The organism is Micromonospora sp. 4G55, assembly GCF_016803375.1.
This window is the reverse complement of record NZ_JAEVHN010000137.1, coordinates 1-12,493: the sequence shown is the minus strand read 5'-3', so window position 1 is coordinate 12,493 and position 12,493 is coordinate 1. Positions and strand designations below refer to the sequence as shown.

Sequence of the window (12,493 nt, the reverse complement as noted above, 5' to 3'; positions counted from 1 at the left end):
CGTCGCCCTGCGCCGGTGGGGCCGCGCCGCAGCCGCCGGGTCGCTACTGCTCGCGGCGCTCGTCTCCCGGCGGCGGGACCGCCGGCGACAGGAGCGGGAGCGCACGGATCGCGCGTCGCCGCCGGAGCCGTCGGACGAGACGACGACCGGCGCCGGGCGGACCTGAGACAGCTGCGGCGGTGCATCGTCGTGGCGGATGTCCCAGGGCGGCGTTGATCAAATGGGCTTCCTCCCCGTCCGCCGTGAAACCGGAGCGGCGCGCCACGCGAGTAGACCTGCGGGCTGAAGCCCAACACCCGGCAGGTCACCGCGACGGGGATCTCGTCCACGGCCAGTGTCGGCGACGAGGATGTAGATGGTGTAGGTGATCGCCGAACCGAAGGCCAGCAGCGCCCCGAGCGGGTGGAAGTTGACCCCGCCAGCGCCGAGCAGGACCAGCAGCGTTCCGCCCGACGCGGCCACCAGCGCGGCGGACCGCCCGGCGGCTAGCCTGTCCCGGCCGAGCATTACCGCGGTCACGGTGACCAGGACCGGGTAGGTGTAGAGGATCAGGGACAACAGCGAGGCGTCCATCAGCTGCAAGGCGGAGAGGAACAGACCCGCCTGAGCCGCGTACCCGACCGCGGCCAACCTCCGACGGAGCGTAGCGCTGGACCCCGCCGACCGTGACGTCGCGTTTCGACCCGCAAGAACAGCTTTGCCGGCCGCCGAGTTGCTCGTGCCGGCACCGGTCGCCCTACCGGCTGCTGCTGTGCCCATACCGCTGGCAGTCGACAGATCAAACCGGCGGCAACCTAGCCGCCTGTCATCAACCTGTCATCAAAGGGTGCGCGTCAGGTTGATCATATTGCCGTCAGGATCGCGCACATGTGCCACCCGCTGGCCCCATGGCATGTCGTTCGGCGGGCCGAGCACCCGCCCACCGGCCGCCACCACTTCCTCCAGTAGGCCGTCGATGTCGTCGACGTCCACACTGAGAAGGATCCGCGGCGGCGTGGACAGATCGGTCTCCGGCTGCTCGACCAGCCCGAGCTGCGAGTCGCCCAGCTTGAGGCCCACGAAGAACGGCTGGCCGTCATCCGGGAAACGCCGGATCTCCACGGCACCCAGCAGGCGCTCGTAGAAGGCCTGCAGGCGGGCAAGGTCTGGCGTACTGATGATGGGTTGAACGGTCGTCATCGCTGCTCCTGCTGATCGTAGTGGCTTCCACCCATCAGGGCATACGTGCCATCGCCGCGAAACTCATCGAGGTGTCGGATGCCGACTCCGGTTCGGCGACGGCCGGCAGCCGGCCGACGCGAACCTGGCCGCACCGCTTCGGACGCTTCCGCTTGTGAAGGCATCCGCGCCCGCCCTCTGTAGGCGCCAGTCAGATCGTTATCAGGACCTGCGTGACACCCGCCAGGTGCCCACGCATTTGCCACGCATCGGCCCCTGGGTCGCGTGACTCGTTCGCAGGCGGCATTGGGCGGTGGTGCGGATTGCTGGGTACGACGACGATCCGCTGGTTGACGGTGCACCGTTCTTGACTGAGCCGCTGTTCTGGCCGGCCTACGTGGCTCCCACCACCGTGGGTCTCCTCGACGACAAGATGATCCACGCCGCGTTCGAGGCGGCCCGGTACGACGTGATTGATTGCGACCGCGCCTGTCGGACCCGAGCTGATGTCCTTACCTGGCTGCAAGCTGCAATTCGTCCTGCCGATCATTTCGCGGGCACCGGAGCTTCGGGCATGGGGCGAGGCGGCGCGTCACCCCGACGTCGGAGCACCGCCGTCAACTGGGAAGCCGCGTGTTCCAGCCACAGCGTCGCAAGCACCTGGTGACCGCGATGACTCGGGTGTACGCCGTCGGGCGTGAGGCCGGCTGCGTCGCCGAGGGCGTTGAGGGCCGTGTCCGCCGGCACGAGCGCGGCGCCGTACTCCCGCGCGAGGCTCCGTACGACCGCGATCTTTGGTTCGAGGTCGTCGCGCCAGGGGACCTGCTCCGCCCGCACCGGAAGTAGGAAGGGCTCGATGAGCACGAGTCCGACGCGGTCGGCGGCGAGCGGCTCGAGCAGCGCGCGATAGTTCGCCTCGAAGTCCGCCGCTGGGGTGGGGTCGTCGCTGTCGTAGCGTCGCCAGGTGTCGTTGACGCCGACGAGTACGCTCACGATCGTCGGCCGCGCCGCGAGCACATCCCGGTCCCACCTTTCGCGGAGATCGCGGCTCCGATCGCCGCTGATGCCGCGGTTGAGCCAGTGCGCCTCGCTGCTGAGGGTCGCGGCGATCCGGCGGACGTATCCGTCTCCGAGCCCGGCTGGGTCTTCACGCCGTCCGCAGTCGGTGACGCTGTCGCCGGCGAAGAGGATGGTCGGCTTGTTCATGGGATCCTTTCGATGTCGATGAGCATCGCCTGCTGCGGGTTGAGCGTCGGCATGGGAACGCCGGCGCCCGTGAGCACGGCGCCGGAGAGTTCGATCGGGTGTTCGGCGGCGCGGGCCACCCACTCGGGGTCTCGCCCCTGGTGCCGGCTCGCCGCGCCGAGTTCCTCTCGGATGGCGACCCGGTAGCGGGCGGTTTGGTCGAGTCCGGGGAAGCGGACCCGGCCGGATTGACCGGCCGCGGAGGTCTGGAACCGCACCCAGGTGAACAAGGCCCTCGAGCCGTCGCGGGCGACGGTGCCGTAGAGCGCGGTCGCGTCGTCAGCGAGGTCGGCGTTGACCACCCGTCCCGTGTGCAGGAGCGGCCGGATCTCTCGGTACAGCCGCGACCACGCGGCGATGGTCGCGAGTTCGCTGTCGCTCGCGGCGGTGAGGTCCTGTTCGATGCCCGGGTGCGCGGTGAGTGACGCGATGAGCCGGAACGACAGGTCGGTGGTGCGGGAGGTGGTGTGGGCCCGGGCCGAGCCGAGGTGCGAGCCGATCAGTTCCGGCGGCACGAGTGCCCGCGTCCACCGTTCGATCTGCACGCGTTCCACCGGGTCGTTGCAGTCCGAGGCCCACACCCGGTCGGTGCGGTCGAGGATGCCGAGGTCGACCCGCCCGCCGCCGCCGGAGCAGGTCTCGATCTCCAGGCCCGGATGCCGTTCGCGCAGGTCGTCGAGGAGCCGGTAGAGCGCGAGCGTCTGCCGGCGGGCGCTCGGCCGGTCGCCGTTCGCCGCACGGCTGACCGCCTCGAGCAGGTCGCGGTTGTGGTCCCACTTGAGGTAGTCGATCGAGTGCTCACGGACGAGAGTGTCCATGCGGGTCAGGAGGTATTCGTACGCGTCGGGGCGGGCGATGTCGAGCACGTGCTGCTGTCTGGAGCTCGGCCCGAGACCGGCGCTCGGCCCGAGGATCCAGTTCGGATGCCGTTCGGCGAGTTCCGAGTCGAGGTTGACCATCTCGGGCTCGAACCAGAGCCCGAACTGCATGCCGTGAGCGCGTACGACCTCGACGAACGGGCCGAGGCCGTCCGGCCACACGTCGCGGTCGACGAACCAGTCGCCGAGGCCGGCGTCGGCCTGGCGGCGGCGGTGGAACCAGCCGTCGTCGAGCACGATCCGCTCGACGCCCACCTCCGCGGCGCGTTTCACGAGCTGGGTGAGCCGGTCGAGATCGTGGTCGAAGTAGACGGCCTCCCAGGTGTTCAGCACCAGCGGCCGGGGCGTCGAGGGGTGGTTCGGCCGGCTGCGCAGTCGGCGGTGCAGGCGATCCGCGAGGCCGTCGGTGCCGGCATCGGACCAGATGAACAGCACCGTCGGGGCCTCGTAGCGGTCGCCGTCGGCGAGCAGGACCTCACCCGAGCGCAGGGACTCACCCGCGCCGATGACGGCGGAGAACGCACCGGCTCCCTCGGGGAGGCGTTCGGCGAGATAGCGCTGCTCGCCGCTCCACGCCAGGTGCATCGCCCAGACCTCGCCGTGGCCGAAGCCGAACGACGGCGTGCCGGCGACGAGGAGATAGGGCGAGTCGTGCCCGGGCTTGCCGCGACGGGTGGCGCGTGCGTGCGTACCGAACCCGAACGGCGTGCGCTGCGGGGCGCGCTCACGGCACCACTTCCCGGTGAAGTCGAGCAGCTCGGTGGCCCGTTCGGGCACGGGCATGAGGGCGAGGAGGCCGTCGAGCGTGTACGGGGCGCCGCCGGTCGACGGGTTGAGAGCGGCGTCGCGTTCGATGCTCATCCGCACGGCGAGCACGCCGAAGCGGTCCAGCTCGTAGACGAGCGAGGACCGCAAGGCCGTCACCCGGTCGACGAATCCGAACTCGATCCTGCCGCCGACTCCGTCGTCGGGGACGTCGATGCGATGCGATTCGAGCACGGGCCGCGGGGTGGTCGCGTACCCCGCCGCGTTCCCCGACTGCGCGGTCGTGCCCGACCAGCCGTCGTACTCGCTCGGCCACACGGACAGGACCCGGGGTTCGTCGGGTGAGTTGTTGAGGACGGCGGGTTCCGCGGTGCGCCGGAGGTCTTCCCCGTGGACCTCCGTCGGGTCTCCGAGATCCGCCCCCCAGTGCAGGACTCGAGGGGTGGGATGGCGCACCTCGACGATGAGAGCGGTGCCTCCGGCACGGAGGGCGAGTACGGCTTCGGCGCCGGAAAGCATGGGTCACGGCCTCCGTGGACGGTTACAACAGAGTTACTTGACGCCGTAAATTAATCATGTTTAGTCTGGCCCGGCAAGCGCAGGACGAGATCGGGCACCTCGCCGCCGAGCCGGCACGACAGGTCGAACATGCGGGAGCAGGAAGACCAATGGCGCTCTTGGAATCAACGGCTCGCGACACGCGGCCACCGCAACAGGCGGCGCGGCGCCGTAGGGCGCTCCGCCGCCCGATCAACGCGAACTCCCCGGCCCACCGAGGCGACGCCCGGCTCGCGTGGGTCCTGATCGCACCCTCGTTCATCGGCTTCGCCGTCTTCGCGGTCTACCCGACGCTGCGCGGCCTCTACCTGAGCTTCACCGACTTCCAGGTCCTCACCCCGCCCACCTGGGTCGGCCTGGACAACTACGTGAAGCTCGCGGACGACGAGGTCTTCTGGTCCTCGCTCGGCGTCACCGTCTACTTCGTCCTGCTCTCGGTGACCCTCAGCATGGCCGTGTCGGTCGTCACCGCGGCGGTGCTGCACCGCCTCACGTCCTCGACCGTCGTCCGCGGCCTCATCATCCTGCCCTTCCTCATCTCCGCGGTCGTCGCCGCGACCGTGTGGTCGTGGCTGCTCGACACCCAGCTCGGCATCGTCAACATCCTCATCGAGGCGCTCGGCGGCGACGGCGTGCAGTTCCTGAGCTCCCGCGGCTGGGCGATCCCGTCGATCGCGCTCATCAACGTGTGGAAGCAGATGGGCTACACCTCGATCATCATCTTCGCGGGCCTGCAGACCATCCCGGCCACTGTCTACGAGGCCGGACGCATCGACGGGGCGAGCGAGCTGCAGATGTTCCGCCGACTCACGCTGCCCCTGCTGCGCCCGATCCTCGCCCTCGTGCTCGTGCTCAACGTCATCGGGGCGTTCCAGGTCTTCGACATCGTCCAGGTCACCACGAAGGGCGGCCCGGCCAACGCCTCGAACGTGCTGCAGATGTACATCTACAGCAAGGCGTTCGGCCAGTTCGACTTCGGCTACGCCTCCGCGATGTCGTTCGCCCTCTTCGCGATCCTCATCGTCATCACCTTCCTGCAGATGCGCCTGCTGCGCGCGAGCGAATCGGACACCAGCGAATGAGCACCCCCGCCACCCGCCGACGCCGCTTCACCACCGGTCGCGCCCTCGCCTGGGCGTACCTCATCGGCATCCTCTTCGTGACGATCTTCCCGTTCTACTGGATCCTGCGCACCGCGCTCTCCGACAACTACGCGCTCATGGCCAACCCGGCCTCGATCCTGCCCGTCGGCTTCACCTGGGGACCCTTCAAGCGGGTGCTCGGGCTCGCGACGACCGAGGAGTCCATCGCCGAGGGCGGCTCGGGCGCATCGGTCGAGATCGGCCACTTCCTCGTCAACTCCCTCATCTACGCCACGGTCTCGACGGCGCTCATCGTGTTCTTCTCCACGATCGCCGCGTACGCCTTCGCGCGCCTGCAATGGCGGGGCCGCGACTTCATGTTCAGCCTCTTCCTCACCGCACTCATGGTTCCCGGCATCCTCACCCTGCTGCCGAACTTCGTGCTTGTGAAGGAGCTCGGCCTGCTCAACACCTTCGCCGGGATGATCCTGCCCGGGGCGCTCTTCTCGGCCTTCAACATCTTCTTCCTCCGGCAGTTCATGCTCGGCCTGTCGACCGAGACCGAGGAGGCGGCCCTGCTCGACGGCGCCGGCCGCATCAGGATCCTCTTCGGCATCACCCTCCCGATGACGAGCGGGCCCATGATCACGCTGTCGATCCTCGGGTTCATCGGGATGTGGAACGACTACTTCTGGCCGCTGCTCGTGACGAGTGACGAGTCCGTGCAACCGCTCACCCTCGCGCTGGCCGTGTTCAAGCAGTCGTCGCCGCAGGCCCAACCCGACTGGGCGGGACTGATGGCGGCGACCCTCGTCGCGGCCCTGCCGATGCTCGGGCTGTTCATGGTCTTCGGCAGGCGCATCGTCAACTCCATCGGCTTCTCGGGGATCAAGTGACGGCCGAGACGCTCCGCCTCGCCTGGCGGCAACCCGCGCGCGACTGGGCCGAGGCCACGCCGCTGGGCAACGGCCGCATCGGCGCCATGGTCTTCGGCGGCGCTCAGGCCCGCATCCAGGTCAACGACGCGACCATCTGGTCGGGTCGCCCCGACGGGCCGGCCGACGCGCTCGCCGACCTCGTCGCGCGCGGAGCCGGACCCGAACGCCTCGCCGAGATCCGGTCGGCGATCGACGCCGGGGACCTCCGACGCGCCGAAGCGCTCCTGATGGGTTTCGAGGGCCCGTACTCCCAGGAGTTCCTGCCCTTCGTCGACCTGGAACTCGAGACGCGCGGCGCGGCCGTCGCGGAAGGCCGGCCCGCCCGCGTCCTCGACCTCGACGAGGCGTACGTGACCGAACCGCTCGTGATCGACGGCGCCGTCGCCACGCGGCGCACCTTCGTCTCCGCGCCCGCCGGCTGTCTCTTCGTCGAGTACCTCGCCGACCGGCCGGTGCTCGACGTCGACCTGCGCCTGTCGACGCGCCTGCGCGAGGCGGGCCGCGACACCGCCGCGACCGGCATCACCCTCGACGTGGTCGCGCCGATCGACGGTGCCCCCCTGCACGAGCCCGCAGTGCAGCCGGCGCACCGCTACCTGTCCCCGGAAGCCGACGGCTTCGACCACTTCGCGGCCGCGGCGCTCGCGCTGCGAAGCGACGGAACCGTGGGTTCCGCCGGCGACACCCTGCGGATCCGCGGGGCGAGCCGGCTGCTGATCGCACTGTCGACGTCGAGCAGGGCCGGACTGTGGTGGGCCGACCCTGACGGCACCGGCTGGCGGAGCTCCTCCCGTGAGGAGATTCGGGAGCGCGCCCGCTCGAACGTCACGGCCGCCCTGCGGCAGACGGCGCACGAGCGGTTCGCCGAGCATCTCGCCGACGTGCGCGAGCATGCCTCGGGGGCGCGCTTCGCGATCGGCGGCCGGCGCGTCGGCACCTGGGACGTCGAGTGCGACATCCTGCACGGTGACGACGAAGGCCTCCGGGCGACCGTGCTTGCCGAGTACGGCCGCTACCTGCTCGCCGCGTCGTCACGCTCGGGCAGCCCCGCCGCGAACCTGCAGGGGATCTGGAACGACGAGCTCAGACCGCCGTGGTCGTCCAACTACACGATCAACATCAACACCCAGATGAACTACTGGGCGGCACCGATCGTCGGACTCGACGATTCGACCGAACCGCTGACCGCACTCGTACGGCGCATTGCGCGCACCGGCTCCGACGTCGCGGCCCGCCTGTACGGCGCCCGTGGCTGGGTCGCCCACCACAACAGCGACCTCTGGGGCTGGAGCCTGCCGGTCGGCATGGGTCACGGCGCCCCGAGCTGGGCGATCTGGATGATGGGCGGCGTCTGGCTCACCCACAACCTCTGGGACCGCTACGAGTTCGCCGGCGACCCCGAGCTGCTCGAGCACGCCGTGTGGCGCTCATGCGCGGGGCGGCGCTGTTCTGCCTCGACTGGCTCGTCGACGACCCCGCGACCGGCCAGCTGCGCACCATCCCCTCGACCTCGCCCGAGAACCTGTTCGTCGGCCCCGACGGACGGCCCGAAGCGCTCAGCGTCTCGACGACGATGGACATCGCCCTCATCCGAGCGCTGTTCGAGCGCGCCCGCTCCGCCATCGCCGTACTTGGCCTCGACGACCCGCTCGACCGCGACCTCGCCGCCGCCCTCGAACGTCTCCCCGAGCTCGAGGTCGGCCCCGACGGCCGGCTGCGCGAATGGTCGACGGATGTCGCGGACGAGGCCCCGCACCACCGGCACCTGTCTCCGATGGTCGCGCTCTACCCGCTCGATCTCATCGACCCCGTCCGCACGCCTGAACTCGCCGAGGCGGCGCGCCGCTTCCTCGACGCCCGCGGACCCGGGGCGATGGGCTGGTCGTGGGCGTGGAAGATCGCGCTCCGAGCCCGGCTCGCGACGCCGCCGAAGCCCGAGCGCTACTGCTCGAGGCGAGCACCCCGTTCGACCGCGACCACCGCCGGCTCGCCCCCGTCGACGGATCCGAGTGGGGCGGGCTCCTGCCGAACCTGTTCAGCACGCACCCGCCCTTCCAGATCGACGGCAACTACGGGTTCACGGCGGCGATCGCCGAGCTGCTCGTGCAGAGCCACCACGGCCGCATCCGGCTGCTGCCCGCACTGCCCGCGCAATGGCCGAGCGGCCGGGTAGCCGGGTTGCGGGTACGCGGCGGACTCGAGGTCGACCTCGCCTGGGCCGACGGCGCGGTCGACAGCGCCGTGATCCGCGATGTTCGCGGCGCCCCCCACCGGGTCGTCGTCGAGCACGGCGACCGGCTGGCCGAACTCGACGTCCCGGCACACAGCGAGGTCTCGCTACGGCCGGCCGACCATCCCGCGCCGACCTGACACCCCGGCCGGCGGCAGCATCGCAGCCGCCGGCCTCCGCCGCCAGGCGCACGAACGCGCCGGCGCCGCAGACCCACCACACCCACACCCACCCAACCGGGCGTCAGTGACGGCGCCCCGCCACCCATAGTGAGGAACTCGTGAAACCGAAGCGGATCGCGGCGGTGCTGGCGCTCGTCGCCTTGACCGTCACACTCACCGCCTGCTCGAAGGGCGAAGACTCCGGCAGCAGCAGCGGCGGCACGGTCAACTGGTGGACCTGGGACGAGCGCCAGGCCGCCTCATACCAGAAGTGCCTGCCGGGCTTCCAGCAGGCCAACCCCGGCATCACCGTCAAGATCTCCCAGTACGGCGTGGAGGACTACTTCACAAAGCTCACCGCCGGCTTCGTCTCGGGCGCGGCGCCCGACGCGTTCCAGAACAGCGTCCCCCTGCTGGGCGCCTACGCCGGGCAGAAGCAGATTCTGGCCCTCGACGACCAGATCAAGAAGACCGGGTACGACCTGTCGGTCTTCGACATCGGCGTCGACTCGTGGAAGTACACCGACGGCAAGCAGTACGGCATCCCGCTGGACTGGGCGGCCGCCGCGATCTACTTCAACAAGGACAAGGTCGCCGCGGCGGGCCTCACCGACGCCGACATCACGGGCATGACGTGGAACCCCGACGACGGCGGCACCTTCGACGACGTCGTCGCGCGCCTCACCGTCGACAAGAACGGCGTCCGCGGCGACCAGCCCGGATTCGACAAGACCAAGGTGGCCACCTACGGCATCGGCAGCCTCGCCGCCGCCGACTTCAACGGGCAGACCTCGTGGAACCCGTTCGTGTCGACCCTCGGCTGGCGGCTCGGTGACAAGCCGGCCTGGCCGACCCGGTTGCCGTACGACAACCCCGACTTCGTCAAGACCCTGGAGTACGTGCGTGGTCTCGGCGAGCGCGGCCTGATGCCCAAGTTCGGGCAGCTGACGGTCGCGGGCAGCCAGCAGATCGGCTCGGGGTCGGTCGCGATGGTGCAGGGCGGCACGTGGGACGCCACCTCGATCACGAAGATCCCGGGCGCCAAGGTGGGCGTCGCGCCGACGGTCAAGGGCCCCAAGGGCCGCTCGATGATCAGCAACTCGAACGCCAACAACATCTACGCCGGCACGAAGAACCTCGACGCGACCTGGAAGTGGGTCACGTACATGGGCTCGGAGGCCTGCCAGTCGGCCGCCGGCGCGGACGCCACGTTCCTGCCGTCGATCGCCAAGTCGCTCCAGGTCGCGGTCGACGCCCAGAAGGCGCAGGGGCTCGACCTGTCGGGCTTTGTCGCCGCACTCAACAACGGCGAGCTGTACCCGGCGCCGCCGACGGCCAACGGCCAGGAGCTCTCCGACACGATCCAGCCGATGTTCGAGGCGTACTTCAGCGGCGAACGTGACAAGGATGTGTTCCCCGAGATGGCCACGAAGACCGAGAAGATCCTCGCCGAGTAACAGCGATGCCGGGGCGGAGTCGGCGCATGCCGGCTCCGCCCCGCTCGCTGACTACGATGGTGCCCGGACGACGCGCTACCACGCCCTGACCGGCGTCCGACCAAGAGGAATCCCGGAATGAACGACGCAGTCGCCGCGGTCTCGCTGCTCCGAGGGGCGTCCGCGGCGGCGGCCGACGTCTTCAGGAGCATCCTCACGCGGGGCCCGATCAGCCGCATCGACATCGCCCGGCTCACCGGACTCTCGCAGGCGGCGGTCACCAAGGCGGTCGCACCACTCATCGGGGTCGGCCTCGTCTCCAACCAGCTCGAGTCGCAGCGCGACGGGCAGCCGGGGCGGCCGGCGAACCCCCTCATGGTCGTTGCCGACTCACTGGTCTTCATCGGCATCAAGGTCAATGCCGACGAGATCGTCGGCGTCGCGACCGATCTGACGACGAGCGTCCTCGCCAGCGACCGGCGGCCACTGCACTCCACGGAGCTCGACGCCGTCGTCGATGCCATCGAGGCGAGCGCGACCACCCTCGTGGACACGCTCGGCGGGCGAGCCGAACGCATCTGCGCCGTCGGGGTCACCGTCTCCGGCGACGTCGACGCGCACAGCGGCGTCGTCCGCGAGTCCGCGATCATGGGCTGGACCGAGGTGCCCCTCGCGAAGATCCTGACCGGCCGCCTCGACCGCGACGTCCTGGTCGAGAACGACGTCCGAGCCCTCACGATCGGCGAGCACTGGTTCGGCGTGGGCGTCGGCACCGCCTCGTTCGCGATCGTCACGATCGGTCGGGGCATCGGCAGCGGTCTGCACGTCAACGGCGAGGTCGTCGAAGGCGCCTACGGCGTCGCGGGCGAGATTGGACACCTTCCGCTGACCTCACCTGACCGGATCTGCCCCTGCGGCCGCCGCGGCTGCGTCGAGGCGGTCGCCGGCACCCCCGCCATCGTCGCCGAGGCTTCGCGCGGCCACGGCAGGGAACTGTCGATCGACGAGGTCCTCGACCTGGCGCACCGCGGCGACCCCGTCGCCGTACGGACGTTCGAGCAGGCGGCGACCGTGATCGGCACCGCGATCGCGACACTGGTCAACCTCGCCGGGCCCGAACTCGTCATCATCGGTGGCGAGGCGGTGAGCGACTTCGACCTCTTCGAGGCGCACCTGCGGGCCGCCTTCGCCGAGCACGCCTTCGGCGCGGCGGGCCGCTGCCGGATCGTCACCGCCCGCACACCTTCGAGGACTGGGCACGCGGCGCCGCGGCCTCGGCCATTCGGCGGCTGGTGGAGAACCGGATCTGAAGCGTGACCGGGTCCCGTTCGGTCCGGCGCCGCCGTCGTCGTCAGCGGCCGGTTGCGGTGACGGCGGCGTCGGGGACCAGGACGACATCCAGTCGGCGGGGCCCGTGCACCCCCTCCACCCGGTTCAGCTCGATGTCGCTGGTCGCCGACGGGCCGGAGATCCAGGTCTGCGGTGCGCGTGGGTCGAGCCGGGCGACGGCCTCGGGCAGCAGGCCCACGATCTGGCCGGTTCGCACCACACAGATGTGCCGGTCGGGGACGAGCGTCAGCACGCGGCGCCCCTGGGTGGGACCGGCGTCCAGCACGATGGTGCCGGTGTCGGCCACCGCCACCGCGCAGCCGGTCAGCACGGCGTCCATGCCGTCGAGCTCGGCCGGCGACAGCGGGGGTGTGTCCCGGCGGACCCGCCCGGCGAAGCCGGTCAGCCAGTGCCCGGGGATGTCGTCGGGCACCGCGAGCCGGTCGAGGCCGGCCAGCAGACGCGCAAGGGCATCGAGACCGTGGTGGACCACCGCGCGGTAGTCCACCAGCCGGTCGACGAACAGCTCGATCAGCTCGACGGACTCGGCGACGCGGCGATAGTGGCGCGGCACGTCGACCGGCGCCGGCGCGTCGACCAGCGCCGCCCGCAGGCGGGCGAGGATGTCGTCTCGGGCGTTCACTGCTTGTCCCACCATTCCCGGAAGGTCTGCGGCGCCGGGCAGCGGTGCGTCGCGCGACCGCGTCCACGCC

10 protein-coding genes and 1 pseudogene are annotated in these 12,493 nt (G+C 70.4%); 6 read left to right on the top strand and 5 right to left on the bottom strand.

Annotated features, from left to right (window positions below; all coding sequences use genetic code 11):
- Window positions 1-216: 216 nt before the first annotated feature.
- The 4 genes from JNW89_RS14130 to JNW89_RS14115 form a co-directional block, all read right to left on the bottom strand.
- Window positions 217-630 (bottom strand): hypothetical protein, encoded by a 414-nt coding sequence (locus JNW89_RS14130; protein WP_238449288.1) that lies wholly within the window; start codon window positions 628-630, stop codon window positions 217-219.
- 189 nt (window positions 631-819) lie between these two features.
- The gene (locus JNW89_RS14125; RefSeq protein WP_238449287.1) at window positions 820-1,179 is read right to left on the bottom strand and encodes a VOC family protein; all 360 of its coding nucleotides are present in this window, start codon (window positions 1,177-1,179) and stop codon (window positions 820-822) included.
- A gap of 525 nt (window positions 1,180-1,704) precedes the next feature.
- Window positions 1,705-2,364: an SGNH/GDSL hydrolase family protein gene (locus tag JNW89_RS14120; RefSeq protein ID WP_238449286.1), complete on the bottom strand. Its 660-nt coding sequence runs from the start codon at window positions 2,362-2,364 to the stop codon at window positions 1,705-1,707.
- Window positions 2,361-4,565: an alpha-galactosidase gene (locus tag JNW89_RS14115; RefSeq protein ID WP_238449285.1), complete on the bottom strand. Its 2,205-nt coding sequence runs from the start codon at window positions 4,563-4,565 to the stop codon at window positions 2,361-2,363. The genes JNW89_RS14120 and JNW89_RS14115 overlap by 4 nt, the downstream gene beginning before the upstream one ends.
- A gap of 56 nt (window positions 4,566-4,621) precedes the next feature.
- Between JNW89_RS14115 and JNW89_RS14110 the strand changes: the two genes are divergently transcribed.
- From JNW89_RS14110 to JNW89_RS14085, 6 genes and pseudogenes are all read left to right on the top strand, one after another.
- Window positions 4,622-5,686, top strand: coding sequence for a carbohydrate ABC transporter permease (locus JNW89_RS14110; RefSeq protein WP_238449284.1), 1,065 nt, complete (start codon window positions 4,622-4,624; stop codon window positions 5,684-5,686).
- The gene (locus tag JNW89_RS14105) at window positions 5,683-6,582 is read left to right on the top strand and encodes a carbohydrate ABC transporter permease (protein ID WP_238449283.1); all 900 of its coding nucleotides are present in this window, start codon (window positions 5,683-5,685) and stop codon (window positions 6,580-6,582) included. The genes JNW89_RS14110 and JNW89_RS14105 overlap by 4 nt, the downstream gene beginning before the upstream one ends.
- Window positions 6,579-8,491 (top strand): annotated as a pseudogene (locus JNW89_RS38755) (glycoside hydrolase N-terminal domain-containing protein); the annotation flags it as partial. The gene JNW89_RS14105 and the pseudogene JNW89_RS38755, both read left to right, overlap by 4 nt.
- Window positions 8,492-8,514: 23 nt before the next feature.
- Entirely contained in the window at window positions 8,515-8,994 is a 480-nt protein-coding gene (locus JNW89_RS14095) for a glycoside hydrolase family 95-like protein (RefSeq protein WP_238449281.1), read from the top strand.
- Between the two features lie 140 nt (window positions 8,995-9,134).
- Window positions 9,135-10,472: a sugar ABC transporter substrate-binding protein gene (locus tag JNW89_RS14090; RefSeq protein ID WP_238449280.1), complete on the top strand. Its 1,338-nt coding sequence runs from the start codon at window positions 9,135-9,137 to the stop codon at window positions 10,470-10,472.
- Between the two features lie 117 nt (window positions 10,473-10,589).
- Entirely contained in the window at window positions 10,590-11,768 is a 1,179-nt protein-coding gene (locus tag JNW89_RS14085) for an ROK family transcriptional regulator (RefSeq protein WP_238449279.1), read from the top strand.
- A 34-nt stretch (window positions 11,769-11,802) separates the two neighbouring features.
- On the opposite strand, the gene JNW89_RS14080 is transcribed toward JNW89_RS14085, so the two are convergent.
- Window positions 11,803-12,423, bottom strand: coding sequence for an LUD domain-containing protein (locus tag JNW89_RS14080; protein WP_238449278.1), 621 nt, complete (start codon window positions 12,421-12,423; stop codon window positions 11,803-11,805).
- Between the last annotated feature and the right edge of the window lie 70 nt (window positions 12,424-12,493).